Origin of the sequence: Brachyspira sp., from assembly GCF_029258575.1 — a bacterium.
Lineage (GTDB): Bacteria > Spirochaetota > Brachyspiria > Brachyspirales > Brachyspiraceae > Brachyspira.
On record NZ_JARHYI010000003.1, the window covers coordinates 20,957 to 47,693 of the forward strand.

General features: G+C 27.0%; 16 protein-coding genes, 1 tRNA gene and 1 riboswitch. Of the genes, 7 read left to right on the forward strand and 10 right to left on the reverse strand.

Annotated features, from left to right (window positions below):
• Positions 1-53 precede the first annotated feature (53 nt).
• Positions 54-143, reverse strand: a riboswitch (Fluoride riboswitch).
• A gap of 34 nt (positions 144-177) precedes the next feature.
• From Q1J76_RS00195 to coaBC, 5 genes are all read right to left on the reverse strand, one after another.
• Positions 178-1,212, reverse strand: a complete 1,035-nt coding sequence (locus Q1J76_RS00195) for an N-acetylneuraminate synthase family protein (protein ID WP_300365077.1) — start codon at positions 1,210-1,212, stop codon at positions 178-180.
• Positions 1,213-1,314: 102 nt separating this feature from the next.
• Positions 1,315-1,387 (reverse strand) — tRNA-Thr (locus Q1J76_RS00200).
• A gap of 842 nt (positions 1,388-2,229) precedes the next feature.
• Positions 2,230-4,551, reverse strand: coding sequence for an ABC transporter permease (locus Q1J76_RS00205; protein ID WP_300365080.1), 2,322 nt, complete (start codon positions 4,549-4,551; stop codon positions 2,230-2,232).
• A 21-nt stretch (positions 4,552-4,572) separates the two neighbouring features.
• Entirely contained in the window at positions 4,573-5,280 is a 708-nt protein-coding gene (locus tag Q1J76_RS00210; protein WP_300365083.1) for an ABC transporter ATP-binding protein, read from the reverse strand.
• Positions 5,281-5,282: 2 nt separating this feature from the next.
• On the reverse strand, positions 5,283-6,494 hold the full coding sequence (gene coaBC, locus Q1J76_RS00215) for a bifunctional phosphopantothenoylcysteine decarboxylase/phosphopantothenate--cysteine ligase CoaBC (RefSeq protein WP_300365086.1): 1,212 nt from the start codon (positions 6,492-6,494) through the stop codon (positions 5,283-5,285).
• A 1,110-nt stretch (positions 6,495-7,604) separates the two neighbouring features.
• On the opposite strand from coaBC, the gene Q1J76_RS00220 reads away from it, so the two are divergent.
• From Q1J76_RS00220 to tlyC, 4 genes are read left to right on the forward strand one after another with little or no spacing between them, the layout of a single operon-like run.
• Positions 7,605-8,573 carry a PhoH family protein gene (locus Q1J76_RS00220; protein WP_300365089.1) on the forward strand — a complete coding sequence of 323 codons (969 nt, stop codon included), beginning with the start codon at positions 7,605-7,607 and terminating at the stop codon, positions 8,571-8,573.
• 14 nt (positions 8,574-8,587) lie between these two features.
• Positions 8,588-11,035, forward strand: a complete 2,448-nt coding sequence (locus Q1J76_RS00225; protein WP_300365092.1) for an HD family phosphohydrolase — start codon at positions 8,588-8,590, stop codon at positions 11,033-11,035.
• 5 nt (positions 11,036-11,040) lie between these two features.
• The gene (gene ybeY / locus Q1J76_RS00230) at positions 11,041-11,478 is read left to right on the forward strand and encodes an rRNA maturation RNase YbeY (RefSeq protein WP_300365095.1); all 438 of its coding nucleotides are present in this window, start codon (positions 11,041-11,043) and stop codon (positions 11,476-11,478) included.
• 19 nt (positions 11,479-11,497) lie between these two features.
• On the forward strand, positions 11,498-12,325 hold the full coding sequence (gene tlyC / locus Q1J76_RS00235) for a hemolysin C (protein WP_300365098.1): 828 nt from the start codon (positions 11,498-11,500) through the stop codon (positions 12,323-12,325).
• 86 nt (positions 12,326-12,411) lie between these two features.
• Here tlyC and Q1J76_RS00240 read toward each other — a convergent pair whose 3' ends face one another.
• Positions 12,412-14,010, reverse strand: coding sequence for a peptide ABC transporter substrate-binding protein (locus tag Q1J76_RS00240; RefSeq protein WP_300365101.1), 1,599 nt, complete (start codon positions 14,008-14,010; stop codon positions 12,412-12,414).
• Positions 14,011-14,148: 138 nt separating this feature from the next.
• Between Q1J76_RS00240 and Q1J76_RS00245 the strand changes: the two genes are divergently transcribed.
• Positions 14,149-14,838: an ankyrin repeat domain-containing protein gene (locus Q1J76_RS00245; RefSeq protein ID WP_300365104.1), complete on the forward strand. Its 690-nt coding sequence runs from the start codon at positions 14,149-14,151 to the stop codon at positions 14,836-14,838.
• 68 nt (positions 14,839-14,906) lie between these two features.
• On the opposite strand, the gene lpxD is transcribed toward Q1J76_RS00245, so the two are convergent.
• The 4 genes from lpxD to Q1J76_RS00265 form a co-directional block, all read right to left on the reverse strand.
• Complete coding sequence (lpxD, locus tag Q1J76_RS00250) at positions 14,907-15,947, reverse strand: UDP-3-O-(3-hydroxymyristoyl)glucosamine N-acyltransferase (protein WP_300365107.1); 1,041 nt, start codon at positions 15,945-15,947, stop codon at positions 14,907-14,909.
• A gap of 91 nt (positions 15,948-16,038) precedes the next feature.
• Entirely contained in the window at positions 16,039-16,467 is a 429-nt protein-coding gene (locus tag Q1J76_RS00255; protein WP_300365110.1) for an OmpH family outer membrane protein, read from the reverse strand.
• A 25-nt stretch (positions 16,468-16,492) separates the two neighbouring features.
• Positions 16,493-19,126 carry an outer membrane protein assembly factor BamA gene (bamA, locus tag Q1J76_RS00260; RefSeq protein ID WP_300365113.1) on the reverse strand — a complete coding sequence of 878 codons (2,634 nt, stop codon included), beginning with the start codon at positions 19,124-19,126 and terminating at the stop codon, positions 16,493-16,495.
• The gene (locus Q1J76_RS00265; protein ID WP_300365122.1) at positions 19,126-23,535 is read right to left on the reverse strand and encodes a translocation/assembly module TamB domain-containing protein; all 4,410 of its coding nucleotides are present in this window, start codon (positions 23,533-23,535) and stop codon (positions 19,126-19,128) included. The genes bamA and Q1J76_RS00265 overlap by 1 nt, the downstream gene beginning before the upstream one ends.
• A gap of 289 nt (positions 23,536-23,824) precedes the next feature.
• Here Q1J76_RS00265 and Q1J76_RS00270 point away from each other — a divergent pair, with 289 nt between their 5' ends.
• Positions 23,825-24,862 carry a hypothetical protein gene (locus Q1J76_RS00270; protein WP_300365116.1) on the forward strand — a complete coding sequence of 346 codons (1,038 nt, stop codon included), beginning with the start codon at positions 23,825-23,827 and terminating at the stop codon, positions 24,860-24,862.
• A gap of 51 nt (positions 24,863-24,913) precedes the next feature.
• Positions 24,914-26,737, forward strand: a 1,824-nt coding sequence (locus Q1J76_RS00275) for a type I restriction endonuclease subunit R (protein ID WP_300365119.1), incomplete at its 3' end; no start/stop codon positions are given.

Consider the following 26,737-nt stretch of genomic DNA (forward strand, 5'->3'; position numbering starts at 1 on the left):
AAACTTATTCTGCAAATCTCTTAATAATTATATAATTCATAAAAAAATCATAAAAATTTGCAGAAGTCATCAGCTTTTATATTAAGCGGTTTAATTATTTATGATTATAAATAATTTAAGGAGACCTCATTCCTTATTTATAAATAATATTTTAACAAAAAATATTTTTATTTCAAGTTATTTTTGTAAATCTTTAAAACTCAAAGCAGTATTGGATTTTTTATCCACTTTTAAAGTCATACCCAAAACTTTTTTATAATGTTTAGCTGGTATTCCTACGCATGGTCTTAAAGCAATTAAATCTTTTTCTGTAATTACCTCTCCTCTAAGCATAGCATGATTGAGATAAATACCTCTTTTGGCATATACAAGTTCTTTTTTTTCTTGCTTACTTAATACATGTTCTTTTTTATTTGCCAAATTGCCACCAAGCATAATTAATGTTTTATCAATAGATCTTATCATTTCAGACATAGCATTTTTTTCTAAACTAATAATATGATCTCCAGTTTCTTTTTCTGGATTTACTGTAAAATGTTTTTCTATTATTTTAGCCCCCAAAGAAACGGCAATAATAGGAGCTTCTATTCCTATAGTATGATCTGAATAGCCTATTATATTATTTTTAAATATATTTTGCATAACTGATATTCTATTAAGTCTGGCATTTTGTATTGGGGTAGGGTATTCTACAGAACAATGAAGTAATGCAGTTTCATTATTTTTTAATATTTTTAGAGCTTCTTTAATATCTTTATTTAAAGCCAATCCAGTAGAAAGTATTACAGGTTTATTTGTTTTGGCAACAGCATGAAGTAAAGGTATATTATCAATATCGCATGAAGCTATTTTTATTATAGGTATATTATAATTAACTATGTCTTCAACAGATTCTACAGAAAAAGGAGTTGTTATAAACATAATTTTATTTTTTTTTGCTTCTTTTATTAGAGGTTCATACCATTCTTTTTTTAAGATAATATTATCAATACCATCGAGTGCATCATCTTTTAATTTTAATGCTTTTGTATATTCTTTTGAAGCAAATAGAGTTTTTTGTGTAAAGCTTTGAAATTTTACAGCATCGGCACCTGATTTAGAAGCTTCTTCAATCAATTTAATTGCAGTATCTAAATCACCTTCATGATTGCATCCTGCTTCGGCTATTACGAAATATCCTTTCTTATTTATTAAATCTTTTAATTTAAACATACCCATTTCCTAAATATATTATCGAAATAGAATTGACTAATTATAAGTATTTTTTAATATAAAATGTTATTATGGAGAAGTTTTTTTGAAAAAATAAAAATGAGCTGGTGATGGGACTTGAACCCGCAACCGGCTGATTACAAATCAGCTGCTCTGCCAATTGAGCTACACCAGCAAAGTGATTACTATTATACAATAATCATAAAAAAAGTCAATAGTATAAACGGAATTTTTTATATATTTTTGTTTATTATCTCTTCATAATTAGGTATAGAATCTATAGTTTATTCTATACACAATTATAGCATTCCCTAAAAAGGTATTTCCATATACTACCTTCACTTTGTAGGTGTTTTAACTATATTATTTTCTTTTTTATTAAATAAGAGCCATTTGAGTATAAAGTAATTATTATATTTTTTACATCGCAGTCAAGAATATATTCAACATGCCTATGATATTTATTTCTGTTTCATTAGGTATTAATATATCTGCAGAACTTAAAAATTCTTTATCTATCTTTACCGCAGGAGAGGGATTTAATACCACAGTTTTATTTAATTTTTTGCTGTAATGACAATATACTTTGCAATATGTAATGGTATTTACAATTGCAAAATATAATATCATAATTGTTTATTAAATCTTCTTTATATCTTCTCCTCTTATAAGGGCATTAGCATTTTTCAAAACTACTATATTGTTATCCCTTTTTCAGTTATAGTTATTAAAGCTATTTCTCTTGAGGTATTTTCTTTTATTATAATATTATCTGTATTTACATTATTTTTTGATAAAGTATATATTAATTGCTTTGCAAAACTTTATCTACAACTGTAGCTAATATACTTGCACCAAAGCCTAGTTAAGCTATTTCTAAAGCCTGATTTACTCTTTTGCATCTAAAAATCGATTCCTAATATAGTTTCTCCATCATTTGGAAATCTAGGAGTTTTTACAACTAAATCTTTCTTTATACTTCATATTACTAATACATTTTTATTCATATATAATAGTTTACTCTTCCCTATCTTTTAAACCTTCAACCATATCAAGTTTATTTATATAATGCGTACTCATAATGGATACGAATGATATAATAGTTACAAGAAGTATCATAGCAAGTATATAGCTGGATTCATATACATGCGGAACGAATGAAAATAATTTGCTTGAGAACGGTTTTTTTACCAAATATAAAATTCCATATCCCGCAGCTATACCCAATGGAATTGCAATTATAGCCTGAGTAATTGTTTCTTTAAGAGATGCTATCATAATTTCTTTTGTAGTGTATCCCATAACTTTGAGCAATGTAAACTCATATCTTCTAGTGGCAAGAGTAATAACACCAACACCATATAGAGAAGTTGCTCCAAGTAAAAATGCTATGAATATAAGTATTTGCACCAATAAATATATTGTTGCTATTTGATTTTTATAAGCTTCATATTCATCATTTCTAAAGCTATAATATGAAACTTCTTTACTATCATCTAATATATTTTTCATATTATCTTTGGTAATATCATCTTTTGTAGTTATAAAAATATTATTATAAACATCTTTAATATCAAATGTCTTTTTAGCAAAATCTTTATCCATGTAAATATAGAACATACCCTGCTGATCAACAAATTTACTTACCTTTACTCTTCTTGATATACTATTTCCAAGTGTATATAATTCTATTCCTATATAATCATTTTCTTTAACATTTAATTTTTCAGCCAAATATTTAGGAATCATCACAGTATCTTCTTTTTCATCATTATTAGGTATATCAATAGATGAAAAACTATCTTTATATATAAGAGTAGGTATATATAAACTTTCTGCATTATCTCTGAAAGCAGGATATAATCTTGATTGATAAATAGCCACTTTATCATAATACTTAATATTATTATTTGTTAGTATATCAGAATTATTTTCCCATTTTGTAGGATTTATAGTAACTGTAACATCATATAATGCAAATTTCTCATATAAATTATATAAAAAATAATCAAAAGAATTATTAAATCCTTGAGCAAATATAGTCATACTAATAGCAGCAAACATTCCCCAAAGAGAAGCCAAATATCTTGTTTTGCTTCTTGAAGCATTTTTAATTGCATATCTTGTATTAAAAGAAAATTTATTCCAAATTTTTAATTTTTCTATTAATATTTTTCCAGAACTTTTAGGAGGCTCTCCTCTCATAGACTGTGCAGGATTTAATTTTAATATTGATACAGCAGCCAATAGATTAGAGAATATACATACAAACAATATAATAAATGCAGATATAATCCATAAGTCTATATAAATATTATAAGTGAAATTAGGCATATCGAATATATTTCCTAATGCCTTGAATATAGGAGGAAGAAGTAATTTACTTATAATAAAAGCCAATAGTATACCAAAGAATGAAACTAAAAAAGAATATTTGATATACATAAACATTATAGAAAAATCTGTGAGTCCTATTGCTTTCATAATTCCTATCTGTTTTCTTTCAACTGCCACATTTCTTCTTTGAATAATATACAGAAGAAGTATAGCCATCAAAAGAAGTATAGAAGGACAAATATATGAAAATGAATCTATTTGAAGTAAAGTTTGTTCATAATTCACATAGTTTACAGATTGTTCTCTGTCTGTGAAGAAGAATATTTTTTGTTTTAATTTAGTTCTTATTAAATTTTCAATATTTCTTTTATTAACATTTTCTTTATATTTAATATATATTGAATTGTAAGGCATATAATTAAAATGTTCTTCGCTTACTTCTATAACAGCAAAGTCTTTAGCTTCGGATGCAGTACTAGCACCGTCTTTAAAAAGAAATACATAATTAGGATATGATACCAAAGCAGCTATTACAAAAGAATTTGTTTTATCATTAAAAATTAATTCTACAGTATCACCTATTTTTAACTTATTAGCATCTGCAAAATTTTTATTGATAGCTATTTCATTAGTTTCAAGGCTAGATTTACCTTCATATATAAATGGTTTATTAATAGTATTTGCAGAATTATCTGTACCATAAACAATAGCATCAACATCATCTATTTTTCCTTGAAATCTATGTTTAGCTACTACTTTATCTACTTCCTTTATATCTTTCAAAGTTTCTACATCATCATTATTAAATATACCGAATAGTACTAAATCATCTAATACATTTTCTTCAAAATAATTTTCTGCAGAAAGTTTAAAATCTCTATATACAGTTTTAACTGCAACAAAGAAAAGTACAGCCAAAGTTACTATGAATACTGCCGACATAAATATTGCAAGCTGTTTATTTATTTTTCTGAATAAAAGTTTAGTTTTTATATTTATCATTATTTATCCATTCACTTTATTTTACCATTCTATATCTTCAGGATTAAGAGGATCGTCTACATCATATTTATCCAATACTTCACCGCTTAATATTTTTACTACAGTATCAGCCATTTTAGCTATTTCTTTACTATGAGTAATTAATACTATGCTTGTACCGAAATTTCTATTTAAATCTCTAAGTATTTTAAGAGCCATAACCCCCGTTTTATTATCCAAAGCCCCAGTAGGTTCATCGCATAATACCACTTTAGGTTTTTTTGCTATTGCTCGTGCTATACTTACTCTCTGCTGTTCTCCTCCTGATAATTCTGTAGGATAATGTTTTATTCTATTCTCAAGTCCTAATAATTTTAAAGCTTCTTCAGCATTATCTCTGGAAAGTCCTGTTATTTCTGTTGAAAATTCCACATTTTCTATAGCAGTAAGATTCGGAAGCAAATTATAACTTTGAAAAACGAATCCTATATTTTCTCTTCTGAATTTTGCAAGATTTTTATTGCTGTAATGCGAAATATCCTCTCCCAAAAATAATACCTGTCCGCTTGTAGGTTTATCTAAAGCACCTAATATATTAAGTAAAGTACTCTTACCAGATCCGCTTGGTCCTAATATAGCGGTAAGTTTTCCCTCTTCTATTGTAAGGTTAACTGATTTTAATGCCTGAGTAGCACCTCCACCATGACCATATACTTTACTGATTTCTTTTATTTCATAAAGATAACTCATTATTAAAATCCCGTAATATTATTTTTTTTCTTCCATTCAGAAACAGCCTCAATTACTATTTCTTTGGCACATTCTTTTTTATTTAAAGTAGGATAGGCTTTAAATCTTCCGTCTTTAAAAAAGATAGTTATTTTATTAGTGTCCTTACCTACAGAGTCTTCTATTTTATTCGCTACTATCATATCAGCTCCTTTTCTATTCATCTTATCAAGAGCATAATTTTTAAGCTCCTCATCATTTTCTGCAGTTTCAGCAGCAAAAGATACTATTAATGTACTATTTTTCTTTTTCTCTTTTGTAGAAGCTAATATATCAACATTTGCTGTTAATTCTATAGAATTAATATTTTGTTTTTTTACTTTCTTATCAAAAAATTGTGAAGGTCTGAAGTCCAAAGGAGCAGCAGCCATTAAAAGTATATCTGTATTATCAAGTTCATTCAATACATTATGCTGAAGCTCTTTAGTTGTATCTATTTTGATTTTTTTATCGTTTTTATTTACCATTAAAGAATTATTAACCTGTCCTTCTATATATACAGATACTCCTCCATTTGATGATATTTCTTGATATATAGCAGCCCCCATTTTACCGCTGGAATTATTAGTTATATATCTTATAGGATCTATCCATTCTCTAGTTGCTCCAGATGTGATAGTAAAATAAATATTATTGTATTTTAAAGAATTAGATGATAATGAGTTTATCGTTTTTATAATAGTGTCAATATTAGCAAGTCTTCCAACTCCATTATCCTTACAAGCCATATCACCGCTTTCTGGACTTATCAATTCATATTCTAATTCTTCTATTAAATATTTAACATTTCTTTGATTTGCCTTATTAATCCACATATTAGGATTCATAGCAGGGGCAAAAAATTTTTTTTTCGTATATGCACATGCTATTGTACTTACAGCATCATCGCATATTCCATTAGCTATTTTTCCTATGATATTTACATCAGCAGGAGCTATAAGCAATACATCAGTTTCTTTATTTATATTTATATGTCTTAAAACATCATCTTCTTGCCAAAGGTCTGTTATTACTTTATTTTCACTCATAGTTTCAAGTGCTTTGACTCCAACCATATTTTGGGCATTTTGTGTAACTGCACAAATAATGCTATGCCCTTGTTTTTTCAGCATACTAACCAGCATTGGAGTTTTGTATGCGGATATTGAACTTGTTATTGCAAGTAATATTCTCATAATAATCAAAACAAATAAGTTATTAACTTATACCCTTCAATTAAACTTTATTCTTAAACTATTATATACTACTATAAATAAAAAAAATAGCTATATATTTTTTTTAATTTTTTATCATTATTTGTTTAATAAAAATAAGAGTAAAGATTTTTATAAATAAATGCTCTTTATTTATTTTATACTTTATGATTTATTCCTTGCTATCATAAGTAAATTTATGCATAGGTGAATCATCATAATAAACATCTTTTAATTCGGGATTAATCAATAAAGGTTATGTATAAAAATACATAGGTATTATAGCATAACTACTAAGCAATAATTCTTCAGCATTATGCATAGCTTCTATTCTTACCTTCTGATCTTTGTAGTAAGTTCTGTTTGTATATAAACATCATATTGAGCATTACTATATGAACTATAATTATTTGTAGAATAGCTTGCATATAATACTAAAAACTTTATAGTAGCATTGAAATTTACAAACCCATAGTAAAATTTTTATCATATCTAGTTTGAAGAAATACAAGCAATTTTTCATAAACTATTTGGCATATCTACTGAACGGCTTCAAATATTGATATATAAAATCCCTGATCTGCCTTGAATTCAAATACATAGAACCCTTTACCATCTGTATAATTTAGTTTGTTATTAAGTATTTTCAAATTTCTGCAGCACCTCCTACTATTTTTTCATCTTTAGATTTTATAGTTAAGCATTCAAATGTATGTATTATGTAAAGTAGCTGTATGATGCTGTATTGAAACTTGGAACTATTGTTTTAGACTGAGTACTGCATTAATTATTATTACATTTTTAGTATTAGTTCTTACAGATTTGCAGGATATAATAATAAATGATATTTAATAAATAATGTAAATATTCGATTTTTTCATTTTATCTTACTCATAATTTTTTATTGTATAGATTATATGTTTATATAGTAATACTGTCAATCACATTAAATTTGTTATCTTTATATGTATTTTTGTTATATTTAAAATAGAGAATTATATAGATTAAAATTATGATATTTTTTTTAGTCTGTATTGACAATAGATATAATTTTATATACTATTATAGTTAGTTTGATTTTATTAAAGGATTTTGTTTATTAATAAAAAAACATTTGACAATAAAGTAAAGTTTAAAGATAATGAATCTTTTATTTCTATATGTGGTATTAATGATTCAAATATCAGCATATTGGAAGAGAAATTTAATGTTGCTATATATCCAAAGGGTAATGAATTAAATATTGAGGGTGATTCAAGCAAAGTAGAAGATACTATTAAGGTTTTGTATATATTAAAAGATTTATATAATTCTTCATCTGAGATTAATAGACAAAAGGTTATAAGTATAGCGGATAATATTAATAATGAAAAAGAAAATAAATTAATATCAATGCGTATAAAATTGCCTTATTTAGGAAGAAGCATACAGATGAAAACCATATCTCAAGGCGAATATTTCTATAAAATGCAAAAAAGTGATATTATATTTTCTGCTGGTGCTGCGGGTACTGGTAAAACTTTTCTTTCAGTAGCCTATGCCATAAATTTACTATCCGAAGGAAAAATAGAACGTATAATTATAACCAGACCTGTTGTTGAGGCTGGAGAGAGTTTAGGTTATTTACCGGGTGATTTCAAAGAAAAAATATCGCCTTATATGCGTCCTGTTTATGATGCTTTATACAGTCTTTTATCCAATGATATGATATTAAGGTATACCGAAGAGGGTAGAATAGAGGTTGCTCCTCTTGCCTATATGAGAGGCAGAACTTTAAGCAAATCTTTTATAATTCTTGATGAAGCACAAAATACTACTATATCACAAATGAAAATGTTTTTAAGCAGAATAGGAGAGAAGTCTAAAGTTGTAATTACTGGGGATATTTCTCAAAGCGATTTGCCTAAAAATATTGAATCGGGACTTGAACATGCTTTAAAGATATTAAGAGGCATTAATGGTATTAGTTTTCATTATTTTGATAAAAAAGATGTTATAAGGCATCATTTGGTTTCTAAAATATTAGAAGCCTATGAAAATGATCATTCTAATAAATTATAGAAAGGTATATTAAAATGAATACAAATAAAAAGATAATGAAATCGGTTATGAATAAAACCCCTAATATAGAGCGGGCTGTACAATTTGGCATTGCAGTATTGCTTTATATTTTCACTTTGTTTTTAGTTTTTCCTAATTATGTACAAAGGGTAAACATACCAGCTGTAGGAGATATAGTTAAAGAGCCTCTAATAGTAAAGAGAAATGTAAGGTATGAGAATAGGCAGGAAACTCAGAAACTCATATATTATGGAAAAGCTGCTGTGGCACCTATATTTGATATGCCTAGAAATATAGAATATGAAACTATATCTAAAATCAGCAATATATTTTCTTTTATGAGAATATCATATGATAATCAAATTCCTATTGATGAAATATATAATCAATTTCTACTTTTATATAATGAACCTATAAATAAATCTATATTTTCTAATGCGATTGTTAATGATCTGAGTATTGGCTATGAAGCGAAAATAATAGAAACTATTAAAGAACTTTTTGATATTGGTATTATATCTAGAGGCAATTTAAGTTCTGATACTTTAAGTTTGATACTTGATAATGGAGTATTCATATATAGATTTGATGATTATATGGTAGAAGAGAGAATACTTCCTAGAAATAGAGTTTTCTTTTTGGAAGATTTGAGAATGGAATTGCCTTCTATTATAGGAGCTAAATATAGAAATCTTAATGTTATTCATATTAATACTATATCAGCTATAGTTAATTCTTTTTTAAGGGATAATTTAATATTTAATTCTGTTAAAACTAAAGAGAGAATAAATGAGGTTTCTTCTTCTATACCGCCTGTTTATAATACAATAAAAAAAGGATTTGCTATTTTGAAAGTAGGGGAGAGGGTAACAGAAGAGAAAGCTGAATTGATTAGAACATTATTTGGAAACAATTTTGAAACTTATAATATATCTATTTTTGCAGGTCAGGCATTATTTATACTTCTATTATTTATATTTATTGGATTTATTATAATGAAGTATAAGATACCTTTTTATATAAATTTTAAGAATTTTTTACTATTTTCTATAGAATATACTGTAATCATTGGAATAACATATATATTCTATAATCATATATCATATAAAATATTGGATACTTATATACCTTTCTATATTTATACATTTATTCCTATGTTTGGTATTATAAACTCATTACTTGGTGCTAGAAGGGGTATATCATCTATAATTACATTATGTATAACTTTGCTTGCAGCAAATATTGCACAGGCTAATATATTTGAAATATCTTCATTATTTGTTATATCAACATTTGTATCAATATTATCAAGAAAAATTAACAGTAGATATACTATTCTTCGGGTAGGTCTTTTAATAGGAGCATATTTAAGTGCAATGTCTTTGATAGGAATGATGCTTAATAATGATATAAAAATTACATATTTGACTTTTATATTTTCATTTGTAAGCGGATTTGTTCAAGCTATACTTGTTATGATATTCCTTCCTATTTTTGAATATATGCTTGAAACTGCTACTATATTCAGACTTCAGGAATTATCAGATTTGAATAATCCCATACTTAGAAAGCTTCAGATGAATGCTCCTGGAACTTATCATCATTCTATAAGTATGGCAAATTTGGTAGAAACTATAGCCGAAGAAATAGGGGAAGATCCTAAACTTGCATGCGTATCAGCATATTATCATGATATAGGTAAGATGGAGAATCCTCTGTACTATATAGAAAACTCCAATAGAAATGAAAACAGACATAATAAATTAAAACCTACTCTTTCGGCATCAATAGTAAAAGCACATGTTCGTTTAGGAGTAGAAATAGCAAAAAAATACAGACTTCCTAAAGAAGTTATTGCAGCTATTAAAGAACATCATGGAACAAGTTTAATAAAATATTTTTATGTAGAAGCTCTAAAAGAAAATCATGATGTTGATATTAGTCTTTTTACTTATCCAGGACCTCGCCCTCAATCTAAAATCACAGCTATATTGATGATATTAGATTCTATAGAGGCTGCAAGCAGAACTTTGGATTCGCCTAAAAGAGAAGATTTGGAAATGCTTATAGAGCATATCGTAGATGATAAAATGTCTCATGGCGAATTAAATGACAGCGGATTAACATTGAGCGATATTGAAGTTATAAAGAAAATATCATTCCAAAAGATCATAGTTTCTTTGCATGAAAGAATTAAATATCCTGAACTTCCTGATGAAAAATCTGAAAGTAATGATGAAGTATCTGATAAAGAAGAAAAACAATCAAAGGATAATAAGAATAATAAAGATACTAAATATTTATCAAAGAAGCCGAAAAAAGATGAAAAAATTAAAGAAAAAAATAAAGATGATATAAAAGAAAAAATAGCTAAAAAAATACCGTTAAAACATAAAAATGAAAAAGATGATAAGGAATTAAAATATAATAATAAGGAATCAAAAGAAACGATTAAGAAATAAATATTATGAAAGTTAATATTTTTAATGAAACTGATTATGATATAAATTTAAAATATTATAGATATTTTTTATATTTTTCATCGAAAACAGCAGGCATTAAAGGAGATGTCAATTTAGTTTTCTGCGATGATGAATATATAAAAAAACTTAATAATGATTTTAGAAATAAAGATAAAGCAACCGATGTACTTACATTTCCTATGGGAGATGCAGAGGAAGGAGGCGATATAGTTATATCATATGAATGGGTAAAAACAAGATATAGTGAAGAAAAAATAAATAAAACAATATTAAAATTGATAATTCATTCTGTACTTCATCTTATAGGAATACATCATAATTATACTAGAAAGTCATTAATGAAAAATAATGAAAAAATGAAAGAATTATACAGTAAAGTAATAATGGTTATAAAAGAAAATAGAGATAAAAAAAGATTATAAACTTTGAGGATAAATATCAATGCCTATGAAAAAATTAATATCTAAAATAGTTAAGAAAAAAAATAATGAATTAGAAAGTAAAAATTATGTAAACCTTTCAACATTAACTGAAGCAGAGAGAGAAATTATAATAAATACTATAGAATTAAAATCTAAAAGTGTAAGAGAAATAATGGTTCCTAGAGTTGATGTGATTATGCTTCCAATAGACTCTTCTTATGATAAGGTTATAAAGGCTTTCAATAAAGAGAGAAATTCAAGGATTCCAGTTTATAAAGATGGTATAGATGATATAGTAGGTGTTTTGTATGTGAAAGATTTGATTGATGCAGAAGAGAAAAATTTTACTCTTAAAAAAATTCTTCATAAACCATTATTTGTACCTATATCAATATCATTAATGGAATTATTAAAAAATTTCAGAGAGAAGCAGATTCATATTGCTATGGTGGTTGATGAATACGGCGGATTTTCTGGAATTGTTTCTATGGAAGATGTACTTGAACAGATTATAGGTGATATTAGAGATGAGTATGATGAGGAAGATGAAGAGGTAAAAAGTAATGATGATGGTACTTATTTGGTGGATGCCAGAACTAGAATAGATGATTTTAATAAATATCAGATACTTCCACCTATACCTGATGATGAGGCAGATACAGTGGGAGGATTTTTATTTTCATATTTGGGAAGGCTTCCTAAAAGAAATGAAGATATAGAATATAATAGTTATTCATTTACTGTTGTTGGAAAAAGTGGAAATATTGTTACAAAAATCAGAATAGAAAAACTTAAAAATCAAGCATCTTTAAATTCTGTAAGCGATAGAAATAAAACAGAAGAATAATTTTTATTATATATGTTAATACAAAAAAGCCCCGTCTTATTATTAAGTCGAGGCTTTATTATTTATTTTATTATTTTATCAGTATATTACTCTAAATAAGCATAATGGAATTGATATTCTTGCAATGGAGTTAATACATAATCTTTTAATCTTTTACTTATTAGAGTAGGGTTGGAAGGATTATATATTGGTATTATTAAATTATCTTCAGCTACTAGAAGTTTTTCAGCCCCATGCATAGCTTTCATTCTTATTTCTTGATTAGCTGTATTTCTAGCTGCCTCTATATAATTATCAAATTGCTTATTACTGTATCCAGAACTATTTTGTGTTCTATAGCTTAAATAATTCTCTAAGAAAGTCATAGGATCACTATAATCGCCTATCCATAAAGTTCTTATAAGCTGATAATTTTTTTCGCTTCTCATTTGCTGATAAGCAGCCCATTCTAAAGAAGATATTTGTAAGTCTATACCCAAATTTTCTTTCCACATCTGCTGAATAGCTTCTGCAACCTGTATATAAACTAAATCTGCAGTGGTTTTATATTCCAATACAGGAAATCCCTCGCCATTAGGATATCCCACTTCAGCCATTAACTGTTTAGCCATTTCAACATTATTAGAATAAGCATCTTTGGATAAATCTATATATTCTCCTCCATTCTCTCTGAAATCTCCTTTAACATCATAAGCACCCACAGGCACCCAAGCACTTGTAGGACCTTTAGCTGTAGGTACGATATTTTCCACTATATAGTTTCTGTCTATTGCTAAAGATAAAGCCTTTCTTATTCTAGTATCTTTTAAAACTTCATCAGCAGCATTTATACCAAAGGCAACAGTAGAAAAATAAGGAGCAATATTAACTATTCCGTCAGCTTTTAATTTTTCTAAATCCTGTTCTATGATATAAACTGAAAAATCTAATGAACCATCTTTGATTCCAGCCAATGCCAAAGTAGGATCTTTCATCATAACGAAAGTAATTTTGTCAGGAACTATATTATCCTTATTCCAATAATTAGTATTTTTTACTACTACTATCTTTTCATCAGGACTTCTTTCAGTCATAACAAAAGCTCCGTTTCCAATATAGCTTTCAGGCTTTAAAGACCATTGATCCCCATACTGCTCTATTATATCTTTTCTTACAGGGGCAAATATAGGATAAGTTAAAATATCTAAAAAATATCCAGTAGGAGCCTCTAAAGTTATTTCTAATGTATAATCATCAATAGCTTTTACTCCTAATTCTTCTATAGGAAGTTCACTTGAAAGTATTTTAACAGCATTTTTTATATATTCTATAAATGAAGTATATTCAGCAGCACTTGAAGGATTTGAAGCTCTTTGTAAAGCATATACAAAATCATTAGCAGTTACATCTTTACCGTCGGACCATTTAGCATTTGTTCTTAAATGAAAAGTGTATTTAACTCCGTCTTCAGATATATCCCATCTTTCACATGCTCCAGCCTGAAGATTTCCTGATTTATCTTTTGTAATTAAAGTTTCAAATACATGTCTTGGATATACAAAATCATTTCCAGACAGAGTAGGGTCTATGGTTTTAGGCTCTTCTCCTGCATTTATAAATAATTCTTTATTGTTTCTTGTTTTTGAAGATGAACATGACAATATAACAATAAATGTCATTGATAGGAGTAATATTTTTTTTAACATGAGTTTATCCTTAATTATTATAGTTAGTTATCATAATACTATAATAATTTATATAATGCAATATTATCAGTAAATTAATTTTTACATAGTAGCTTTAAAAAAGTTTTATAAGTAAAATAATAAATAGGAGAAAATGGTATGAAAAAAATAATTTTTATTCTTTTTATTTTAGTCTTATCTATTCCACTTTATTCTCAAACTTCAAGATTTAAAAGACTTACACAGGAACAATTAACCAATCTTGCAAATCCTAGAAGACTTTCACACAGAATATTTTATACCAACCCTTTTCAAGGACCTGATGCAAAATGGTTTGATTCTGTGAAAGAGGGAAATCTTGCTGAGATAAAAAGAATGGTTGAATCAGGGCAGGATATAGAAGTGCAGGATACTTATAATTTGAAGCAGACTGCTTTAGGCTGGGCAGCTTTTATAGGATATTTAGATGTAGTTCAGTACTTAGTATCTAAAGGAGCTAATATTTATGCAGGAGATACAGCTGATGTTACAAGTGCATTCAAATCTGCAATACTTGGAGGAAATATTGAAATTATAGAATATTTATATCCTTTATACGGTGGTAAATTGAATCTCAATGAACAGGATAAAAGAGATGGTGAAACTATGATTATGGTAGCTGCTGGAAATAATAGAGAAGCTGCTGTTAAATTTTTACTTGATAAAAAAGTTGATGTAAATATAGTAAGTAAGCAATTAAATAAATCTGCTTATACTTATGCATGCGAATCAGGAAATAAAAATATTATGAAAATGATATCTGATGCAGGCGGTATAAATGTACGCACTGGAAAAGCTACTTGTAAATAAAATCAAATAATAAATAAAAAAAGAGAGAGTTTTTATACCCTTCCTTTTTTTATTTATTATTAATTAAATTATTTTTTTCTTTTTATTTTTACCCTGAAATGTTCTTCTGCTAATTCAATTAATTCAGGTAATTTTTGCTCAGCAATCATTTTTAATTTTTCTCTTTCCATATTTTGTGCAGGAGTACCAAGCATTATAGAGTTTGAAGTTATTTTTACATTTGACATAACAGCAGTTCTTCCTCCCAATATAACCCTATCTCCTAATGTTACATGATCGGCTAAAGCAGCCTGTCCTCCCAATATACAATGATGTCCTATTTTAGAACTTCCTGCAATTCCCACTTGAGATACTATTATAGAATGCTCTCCTATATCGCAATTATGTGCTATTTGAACCAAATTATCTATTTTTACGCCTTCTTTTATTATTGTAGAACCTAAAGTAGCTCTATCAACACAAACATTCGCCCCAATTTCTACATCATTTTCTATAATAGCATTTCCTCTTTGAGGTATTTTCATCTGTTTACCGTCTACTTCAAAAAAACCAAAACCGTCATTTCCTATAACAGTAGAAGAACCAATGATAACCCTGTCTTTTATTATGCATCTATTATGAATAGAAACATTAGCATATATAATACAATTCTCTCCTACAACTACATCATCTCCCAAAAATACATTAGCTTCTATAACAGATCCTTTACCTATTATAGTATTTTTTCCTATATGGGCATTATCTCCTATATACACATTATCCGCTATATTTGTATTTTCTTTTATTACGGCAGTTTTTTCTATTGTTCCTAATGGATATTTTTTATCTTCAAATAATATATAAAGTAGTTTAATGAATATTTCTTTAGGATTATTATGTATTAATATAGTTTTGTTTTTTAAATCTTTCAATTCATTTGCAGTTTCTTCTCTTAATACCAATGCATTTGCCTTGCTATTTAAAGCTGTTTCAAGATATTTATTATTATCTATGCATACTATAGAGTTTTCTATTATATCATTTATTGGAGAGAGCGTGGATATTTCTATATTTTCATCGCCTATGATTTTTTTTGCCTTAATAAAATTATTTATAACATTTACTTTCATAATATATTATTCTCCTAATTAAAAAACTAAAATGCACTAAAAAAATTAATGCATTTTAGTTATTTTTAATTTTATTTAATTATTATTTTTATTATTTTTTCAAAGAATTTCTAACATTAGCTATAACAGCATCTGTAATATCAAAATTTCTATCAGCATAAAGTATTGAATGTTCAGTTCTTTCCAAGATTAAAGTATATCCCTCTTTTTTTACTATAGCAATAAGAGCAGCAGCTACCTGTCTTTTTACCTCTCCTCTTAATGAATAATCTCTATTATTATTTTGAATTATAGAAGTATCTTCATTATTTGCTTGATTTTCCTGAGATCTATACTGTTCTAATTTTTCTTTTAATTTATTATTAAGTTCCTGATCATTAGTGATTTCTTTAATAACTCTTTCAATATCAATATATCCAACTTTTGTAAGTCTATATGATTGTGTAAATACATTAGGACTTATAATTGATACTGTAAGTACTGCTATGAATAATAAACTCATGATATAATATTTTTTCATTTCTATCTCCTTAAAATTTAATATATTAATAGAATGGATGATTCATAGTAAATGCTATTCCCCATCCTCTTCCAAACCATTTTCCTAATGGAGTAAATCCGTCACCTTCAAAATCTTGAAAACCTTTACCAAAACCAACATCATTTTTATTGTATACGAATCTCTTAGCAACATAGAATCTTATATTAAATATCGGTATTGTAAGTCTTAAACCAACACCAACAGAATATATATATTGAGAAGGATCAAATATATCTTTAATATCCATAAATTGAGAAGGATAAGTTTTAGCATCTCCGTCCTGATTCCATCCAGTACTTCCTGGCATCCATAATTGACCTGCATCCAAGAATGTAACGAATCCCATAGTTTTTGGTATGATAGGTATACGAAGTTCAGCAAAGAATCTTACTTTTGCCCTTCCGTAACTCCAAGAATCGATAGTTGCTGTTCCATCGGAATTAGGAGTTCCTTTCATATCATATGTTGATAAACCTCTGTTTTTCTTAAATATAGTATATTTAGAAGTATCCCATCCGCGTACATCTTCAAATGGATTAAGATAATAAAGTACATCGGCATCATTTTGTAAAGGAAGACCAGGTGTTGCTATGATTTGTCCTATTTCCCCATAGAATGCAAATGAAAGCCATTTTGTAGCAGGTACAGCCAAGAATCCTGTTAAATTAAGTCTTGTTAATTGTGTATGTCCGAAGTATAAATCAACCATACCTCTTAAGAAACTTCCTTTTGTAGGATTTAAATAATCATTTCTACTATCTCTAAGAAGAGAGTATGATACAATGAATGTAGTAAACCAATCACTTTCCCATCTTTGGAAAGAACCGTCTTTTTTATTAACTCTATGTATTAAATATTTTTTAATATCATTAAGTACATAATTAGGACCATTAGCATTTGCACCCTGATCATGCCATTGCTGATACTGCTGTACTATAGTATCGAATGTTATGAATGTAGAGTAATAATCTGCAAAATAGTAACCAAGTCTGATTATACCTTCAAAACCATGCCTTGTATAATATGAATATTTAGGTTCTCCAAACTGTCCTTTTCCTATAGTATATCCTGTGTTTATGCCTTCATTAAAGTATGATAAATCAACCCCCAAATATATAGGCAAATTAAGTAAATAAGGCTCAGCAAAATTAACAGCTATACGTTTTTGAGTTTCACCGAATTCTCCGCTTAATCCAAGCTGAAGTCCTCTTCCCAAGAAGTTATTTTCTCTTATAGAAGCAAATATTTTGAAACCTGAACCTGTAGAGAAACCGCCTCCTCCAGAAACCATAGCTGTTTTACCCTCAGAAACATTTAAATTTAATTCCATAAGTCCTTCAGCAGAACCAGGCTTTACTCCCAAATTAAGATTGTCAAAAAACTGAGTATTATATAGTCTTTCCTGAACTCTTTGTATTTTTGTAGTATTAAATACTTCTCCCGGTTTTATATCTATATATCTTTCTATAACGAAATCTTTTGTTTTAGTATTTCCAGATATTGTTATATTTTCTATATGTGCTTTATCATTTTCTACTATATCGTACATTATATTCACTATTTTATTTTCTTCATTAACTGTTATTACAGGTATAACTTGTCTGAATATATATCCTCTTTCAGAATATTTATTTTGTATTCCCTGATAATCTGTCATATGATAGGTATAATTATATAATGCACCTTTTTTTGCTTTTATGTCTTTTTGTATATTTTCTGAAGGTATAATAAAGTTTCCTTTAAATCCTATATCTCCAAAATAATATTTATCTCCTTCAGTAACATAAATATCTATTATCAAATCCTGTTCATTTTTAATTTCTGGATTACGCCATTGATATGTAAATTTAACATTATCTACTTTAGCTCTATAATAACCTCTATCAGCATAATATTTTACTATTTTAGTTTTATCTTCTTCAAATTTAAACTCATTGAATTTACCAAGAGCCATAAATCCGTTTTCTTTTGTAGACATCTGCCTTTTAAGTTCATTTGCTGAGAAGTGAGTATTTCCATGAAATCTTATATTTGCTACTTTTACTTCATTTCCTTCAACTATATTCATCTGTACTAAAACATCTGAAGTATCAGGATTTTCTATAACTTTAGGCTCAACATAAGCTTTCAAATATCCCTTATCCTGATAATTGGTTATAATAGCATTAACCGCATCATTTAATTTTTGAGGTATATAAGGGTCTCCAGCTTTCATTATAGGTTTAACAGCATCATTTAAAGCCGTTTTGCTTAAACGCTTATTTCCATTATATTCTATATCTTTTATTATAAATCTTTCTGATACTACAATATTGAGTACAACACCATCATCTTCTCTATTGGCATCAACTGCAACTCTGTCAAATAACTGAGTTGCAAACAATTTTTTTACAGCTTCATTGATTTTTGTTCTTTGAAATTTACTTCCAGCCTTTATTGGGAAATTATTTTTTATTTGATCCTCTGTAAGTCTTGCTGCTCCTGTAACATCTATACGATTTATTACAAGTCCTTCATATACAGCTATGTTTTTTGCTGTTTGTAAATTTGCAAAATCACTTTCAGCCGCTATTAGTAATACAGCAGTAAGTACAAAAAAAGAAAATAAAATAATGCAATTTTTCCTAATAAACTTCACTAGAATCTCCACCGAGTAACTATGTTAAAATCTTGTCCTTTTCCAATTATATCGAAAGGATTTATTTTATACTCAAAAACAAAATTTGCAAGCTTATAATTTTTTAATAAAGACACTTCAAAGCCGAATTGATGGTCAAAATAGTAAGGATCTATAGGTTTTCCATTCAAACTAGGTTTTGATGTATCATTAACTCTATAAGTAACATCGTATTTTAAATATAAATATTTAGAAACATATTTACCTACACCAACACTTGTATTATCCCAAACAGATGTAGGGCTTATACTATTATTATTTGTTACAAATAGAAGGTTATTTACAACAGTAGGGCTTAAGTTGATATAATCTATTCCTAAGAATTGTCTGAACCATCTTTCTACTGGTCTTAACACTGTACTTCTTAATAGTAAGTCACTGTAATTCATAGTAAGCTGCTGAAGTTGATCATTATTTACGGTATTTCTATTTGCTGTACTATCTGCAAACATCTGTTCTTCTCTATTTCCAAAAGTTCCTTGAGGTATTCCTGCAAGCTGATTTACTTGATACTGTCCTAAAGCAGGTATAGTATAGAATTTTACAGGAGATGATGTTCCGTCTTTAGAAGATATCAATTGGGAAAGTCTTGAATTCATTTCCATATACAAAGTAACATTTTCACCTGTTAATTCATTTTCAAAAGACTGCGAACTTGCATTGGCAGTTGTAGGATAATATTTCTTGTATGTATATGCAGTTGCCGCTATTATAGGATCTAAACTGTTATTAGGCGGGAATGTAACAGAGCCGTCTTCCAATTGATAAATATTTTGCAAGTAATATATACTTCCCCTTTCTACATTTACAGTTCCTGCAAGTTCTATCCCTTCCATAAGAGTATTATAAACTCTAATTTTAGATCCTTCTTCAAGATAAACATCTCCCACTAAGTTATGAGCTACTCTTACCTGTCTCCAAGCCTCTATTGTGAAATCCCAATAAATTTTACTTAATATACCATAAACTCTTTCTTTATATGTATTTTGCGATGATATAGAAAGCTGTACATCACTTTTCATTAATGTTAATATTCCACCGATTCTAGGTGTGGCTATATTTCCTCCTACAGTGATATCCACATGCACAGGACCTTTTACTTTAACAATTCCCAAATTAAGATTACCGTCTAAAAGTCCTAACTGTTCATCAGAAGACAATAAATCAAATGCCATATAGTTTATAGTATTTTTGAAAATTTCTGCTTCGCCTGTTATACTTAAATTCTTTTTTTTCTTTGAAGTGAAAGTTAAATTATTAACATTAAATGTATGTCCGTCAAAATTAAAATCTACTATTGTATCATCAAATATATCATTAAAGTATGCTATTTTTATCTTTTTGCCATGTCCCAAAAATCTTCCGTCAATAGCAACATTATCAGAATCTCCATGTATATGGGCGTATAATGTATATGGATTTCCATCTACCATGAAATTTGTAGGAGATGAATTTATTTCTGTAAATAATACATTGAATATTTCAAAAACTTCTACATTTATTATGTCTGATGTAACTAATAAATCAACCTGATCTTTTCTAGTATTTCTTATTACTCCATTTATATTAAGCATATCATTATTATCATAAATATATTTTATATCTGTTTTAGTGTTTCCATTTTCTTTATATAAGAAGCCATTTATACCATGCTTTTTCGTGTTTGTAAATACAATGCTTTCACCATCATATGTAACAGTAGTACCAAATTCAGGAATTTTTCTTTTATTTATTTTGATAGGTGTAGTTTGTATCCTATATTCCTGTTTACCATCTGGCAATTTTCTCATATTATAATCTATGGTTCCAGAATATGAACTTAAAAATACAAGATTATTTATTTCTACTTTCATATTTTGAAGTTCTTTTGAGAAATAAGCATAAGGAATTTTTACCTGCTGTTTTTTTACAAAAGTTTTTGCAGCAAGAATTCCAAATTCTCCAGTTTTGGTTATTAAAACATCTTTTACTTCCAGTTCATTTTCTCTATAATATCCAGTTAAAGATATATCAAATTGCATTCCCGGTATTTGAAATTCTTTTACATCAAATTTTTCAAGATATATTACAGGATTATTCATCAAACCTATTATAGTAGCATTGGCAGTTAATATACCATAAGCCTTTCCGCTAATATCAAAAGGTAAATGATTAATAGTTATTTTTCCATATATATTATTTTTATTTATTGAAGTATCTATAGCAAATATACCATCATTATCTATATCTTTTAATAAAGCCGTGAATTTCGCAATACCATCACTAGAACTTAATATTCCATCTCCAGATACTCTGTTCTCCCCATAATCTAAAATAATATTTGTAAACATTATACTTTGATTAGATAATTCAAATTGTGTATTCAAAGCAAATATAGGTGCTAAATTTTTATTGGCTTTAACATTACCATGCATATATATAGGACTTTGAGTGTAATTATTTATATCTACATCTACATTAATATCAATATCTTTTATACTTAATATTTTAGGAGTTTTAATATTCAAATCCATCAAACCATTTGTAGTGATTGATCCGCTTGCTATTAATTCTGATCCATCAGTAGATGCATATATTATTTTATTTCCATTTGTGGAAGTAGTTGTAAAACCATTGAGTCCATAATCGCCTGCTGGAGTATTAATATTTCCATTCATTTTGATATTGAAATTTTTATCGTATTCTATTTTAGCATTAGCATTTATACCTCCGCTTTCAGATAATCTGTAATAAATATCTTCAATATCTATTGTATTTTTATAGGCAGATATTCCTATTCTTATTAAATATTCCTCTGTATATATTTTTTTAGATGATGCTTTTAATACATGAACATTACCTTTACCGCCTGTATATGCCGCATTACTCATGCTATAATCAATATTTAATGATGATAAATTATCTATTATATTCTGTCCTAATAGTACTACGAATATTTCTTGAGGTATTATTCCTCTTGCTGTTGCTAATACGGGTTCTTTATCATCTAAACAGTAGCTTGCATAAAAAGGCTGTCCATATCTATTATCCACTAAATTTAGAGATATTCTTTTTTCAGGTTTTCTATATGAAAATTCAAATGTTAATGGATTTTCCATAGAATTAGCATAGCTGAGAGAAGATATTGTGAATCTTGATTTTATTTCATCATTATCTGCACTTACAGGTTTCAAATATAATTTTGTTGATAAATAATTAGCACCAGCCTTTATATCATTAACATTTAAAGAAAGCTTGCTAGATATAGGGTCATCTAAAGGTATTACCCCTCTTGCTATAATATCACCTTCCAAAATATTAATATAAGCATTTGAAAGAATTATACTATTATTTGTAAGATTGGCATCTACTAAAACATTGAATAATTTATCTCTTACATTCAAATTAAAATCTATATGAGAAGCTTCTTTTCTATCAAGTGAATAATATCCGTATACATTTAATTTGGCATCTCTAAATGTATTTATTGAATTGCTTATAGTTGTTATTGTTTTATTATCCAATTTCACAAATTTATAAATAATAGGTGTATCCAAAGCTATATTCATTAATTTGTATATATTGTCTTTGGTTATTTTTACATTTGTTATAGAGAAATATGAATCTCTGCTGTTATAATTGTATTGAAGGTTCATAAGGTCATTGTTATTTTCATTCTTTATTCCTGCTTCTAATACATTATATTTATTAGTGATATAAAGTTTATAATCAAATAAATCGCCATGTTCATCTTGTGCGTATATTTTTGAATTGATTTCTGATAAATTAGTTGTACTTTGTAAAGAGAAATTTATTAATGTTTTATCAGGTAAGTTTAAATTATATGAAAGAAAATAGCCATAATCTTTAAAATTACCATTTAAAGAATTTAGAGATACTTCTGTAACATTATTGTCATCAACTATTTTGGCAGAGAAATTATTTATTTTAATATTTTTATCAATAAACATAGCAATAATATTATTAACTATTTCAACCACATCCTGATTAGAAGTTTGATTAGTATTATTGCTTTTGAATATTGATGTATCCATAAGTACTGGATAAAAATTGGCATTATTTATATTTATGTCGCTTAGAAGATATAATGGATCTCTTTTTATAAATATTCTAAAAATATTAAATCTTAAAGAGGCTCTATCCATATTGAAAAATTCTTCTGGGTTATTTTTAGAATATAATTTAATATTATCCAAAACTAATTCTAATTTATAAGATATGCTTATATCTGATATATATATATTTATAGGGCTTACTTTATTTATATATGCAATCACATTATCCAAATATTTTTGTTTATTAGATAATACCAATGATACACTAAATAAAGCAGGTATTATAAAAGCTAACAAAGTTGTAGCTATATACATTCTAAATCTGGAATATCTATTTTTTTTACGCAAATACAATTCCCATTTATAAATATAATTTACATTATATAATATAACCTATATTATGTCAAAATTGTTATATTTTAATTATTAATTCTCGGAATTTATACATCTGTATATTAAAGTATTGATATCGTTTTTTTTTTGAAACTTTTTAGTACATAAAAAATATTCATTTTTATATGAAATTCCAAAAAATCGTAAGTTAAATAATTTCTTTGACAATTTTCTATTTTTTTGATATATTTTTTAAGTTAGGAGTTTAATTATGCAGGTGTATCATGAAAAACTATTAAAAACTTTGGAAATGTATCAGAATGATTTTGATAATATAGTAAATAATTTCTTTAATGATAAAGAGAAATATGATTCTTTAATTAATAAATATTCATGCGATACTGAAGATGAAGTTGATAAAAATTATCTTCTTAGAGCAAGACTTTCTTTTTCTATTATATATTATAAAAATTTAAATGCTTTAAATAAAGAAGCTGTAAAGAATATAATTATACATTTATTTAATGAAGAATTAAAAGACAGAAAAACTTCTAAATATAAAGGTATAGGAATAGCATTAGAATCTTTAACTTTTCTTCTTAATAAATATAATAAAGATAATAAGTCTTTATTTGATGAGGCTAAAAAAGCTAATTCTGACTGCAGTATGGGCTATGACAGTAATGTAAGGTTTGAAACTGATATTGAAAAATTAACTATTCAGTATTGTATGCATTATGCTTTGGAATTGGGTTTTAAAGATTTATATTATGAGCTTATAGATATATGGAAATCAAGCATAACTAATTGGGACAGAATAAATTTAGAGAGATTAAGAGATTTGGAAATTGAGATAGGAAATAAAGATGGGGAGCTTGAGGCAAATAAAAAACTTTACAGCATTGCTAAAAATGATTATGATAAAAATAACCAAAATCAAATGCTTGCAAAAAAATATTTATTTTATTTAATTTCATATTTGAGCAATTATATAGAAAATTTAATAAAACTTTCAAATTATGATGAGGCTATGAATATTATTTTAATGAATATTGATGAGATAAAATCTATAAATAATAATGCTTTCTATAATATTCATGCGGGATTATCAATAACAGATAATGCTTTAAAAATCATAATCAATACAGATATAAATGATAAAACTAATTCATTATGGGATTTTATAAAATTAGCATTTGTAAATGAGCATAATCCTTATTCAAAAACTGTTTATGATAATTGTATAAAAGCTTCCGAAAAGATGAATGATTTAGAATTGAAAGACAAGGTTTTGAAAGAAATCAAATAAATTATTTGTATTAATATAGAAATATCATATAAAATATACTATCATTTAAATATGAAACCAGAAGAAAAAGCAAGAGAAGAAATAGATAAACTGCTAATCAGTTCAGGTTGGGAAGTTGTAAATAAAGAACAGCTTGATATAACATCTGATAAAGGTATTGCATTAAGAGAACTTGGAATGTCAGATAATGGAAGAGCTGATTATATACTTATATATAAAGGAAAAGCATTAGGTGTTATAGAAGCTAAAAAATACGGAACTTCTTTAAGTATTGTAGAAGAGCAGTCTAAAAGATATTCTAATAAATTACCTAGTTATATAAAATCTTATTCTGAAGAACTTCACTTTATATATGAAAGTAATGGCAAAGAAATATACTTTAGAGATACAAGGGATATTGATTACCGTTCAAGAAAAGTATTTGCATTCCATAAAGCAGAAACATTATTAAAATATATAAAAGAGGGTTCTACTTTAAGAAATAGATTAAAAAATAATATGCCTTCATTAGAGATTGTAGATTTAAGAGAATGCCAATTTAATGCTATAAAAAGCATAGAAAAATCATTAAGTGAGAATCATCCTAGAATATTAGTACAAATGGCCACTGGAGCTGGTAAAACTATAATGGCTATTAATTTATTTTATAGGCTTATTAAATATGCTGATGCAAAAAGAATTTTATTTTTAGTTGATAGAAATAATTTAGGTGATCAAACAAAAAATTCATTTGATGATTTTTATATTGAAAATAGAAAATTCTCTGAATTATATGGAGTACAGCATTTAAAAAGTAATGTCATAGATTATAAGAACAGCAAAATAGTAATAACAACAATACAAAGACTTTATTCTATTTTAAGTAATGAAGAGGAATATGATATTTCAAATGAAGAAAAATCTTCTTTTGAAAATGCTGACAGTGATATAATCCATGATGTTTCTTACAATCCAAATTTACCTATAGAGCTTTTTGATTTTATAGTAGTTGATGAATGTCATAGAAGCATATACGGAGAATGGCAGAAGGTTTTAAATTATTTTGATGCATTTGTTATAGGGCTTACTGCAACACCTTCAGCAAATACTATAGCTTATTTTAATGGTAATTTAGTTTATGAATATCCTCTTGAACGTTCTATAATTGACGGTATCAATGTAGGTGAAAAAGTATTTAGAATAAAAACTGAAATAGGAGAGAATGGAGCAATACTTGAAGAAAAAACTTATGTTCCTATTGTAGAAAAGAAAACAAGACTAGAAATATACGAAACACTTGAAGAAGATATTATTTATGAGAAAAAAGATTTAGATAGAAAAGTAGTATCTGTCAATCAGATAAGAACCGTACTTGAAGCTTATAAAAAATCTTTATTTACTCAGCTTTATCCTTATAGAGAACCAACTTTTGTACCTAAGACTCTAATATTTGCTAAAGATGATAATCATGCAGAAAATATAGTGAGAATTGCAAGGGAAGTATTTAATAAAGGAAATGAGTTCTGTAAAAAAATAACCTACTCTTCAGATAATCCTCAAGGTTTAATAGTAGATTTTAAAAATGAGCCTAATTTCAGAATAGCAGTAAGTGTAGATATGATAGCCACAGGAACAGATATAAAACCTTTGGAAGTATTGATATTTATGAGAAATGTTTCTTCTTCTGTATATTATGAGCAGATGAAAGGACGCGGAGTAAGAATTATAGATAATGAAACTTTAAAAACAGCTACACCAAATGCTAATAGCAAAGATTTTTATTATTTAATAGATGCCATAGGAGTAACAGAAACAGAAAAAACAATTTCTCAGCCCTTAGAAAGAAAAATCAGTTTAAGCACAGAAAAAATTATAGAGATGGTTAAATACGGCGGA

What these genes read in the sequence shown, in the direction of transcription:
- Q1J76_RS00195 (WP_300365077.1), bottom strand. Translation starts at nt 1,212, where the DNA reads ATGTTTAAATTAAAAGATTTAATAAATAAGAAAGGATATTTCGTAATA.
- Q1J76_RS00205 (WP_300365080.1), bottom strand. Translation starts at nt 4,551, where the DNA reads ATGATAAATATAAAAACTAAACTTTTATTCAGAAAAATAAATAAACAG.
- Q1J76_RS00210 (WP_300365083.1), bottom strand. Translation starts at nt 5,280, where the DNA reads ATGAGTTATCTTTATGAAATAAAAGAAATCAGTAAAGTATATGGTCAT.
- coaBC (WP_300365086.1), bottom strand. Translation starts at nt 6,494, where the DNA reads ATGAGAATATTACTTGCAATAACAAGTTCAATATCCGCATACAAAACT.
- Q1J76_RS00225 (WP_300365092.1), top strand. Translation starts at nt 8,588, where the DNA reads ATGAATACAAATAAAAAGATAATGAAATCGGTTATGAATAAAACCCCT.
- ybeY (WP_300365095.1), top strand. Translation starts at nt 11,041, where the DNA reads ATGAAAGTTAATATTTTTAATGAAACTGATTATGATATAAATTTAAAA.
- tlyC (WP_300365098.1), top strand. Translation starts at nt 11,498, where the DNA reads ATGCCTATGAAAAAATTAATATCTAAAATAGTTAAGAAAAAAAATAAT.
- Q1J76_RS00240 (WP_300365101.1), bottom strand. Translation starts at nt 14,010, where the DNA reads ATGTTAAAAAAAATATTACTCCTATCAATGACATTTATTGTTATATTG.
- Q1J76_RS00245 (WP_300365104.1), top strand. Translation starts at nt 14,149, where the DNA reads ATGAAAAAAATAATTTTTATTCTTTTTATTTTAGTCTTATCTATTCCA.
- lpxD (WP_300365107.1), bottom strand. Translation starts at nt 15,947, where the DNA reads ATGAAAGTAAATGTTATAAATAATTTTATTAAGGCAAAAAAAATCATA.
- Q1J76_RS00255 (WP_300365110.1), bottom strand. Translation starts at nt 16,467, where the DNA reads ATGAAAAAATATTATATCATGAGTTTATTATTCATAGCAGTACTTACA.
- Q1J76_RS00265 (WP_300365122.1), bottom strand. Translation starts at nt 23,535, where the DNA reads ATGTATATAGCTACAACTTTGTTAGCTTTTATAATACCTGCTTTATTT.
- Q1J76_RS00270 (WP_300365116.1), top strand. Translation starts at nt 23,825, where the DNA reads ATGCAGGTGTATCATGAAAAACTATTAAAAACTTTGGAAATGTATCAG.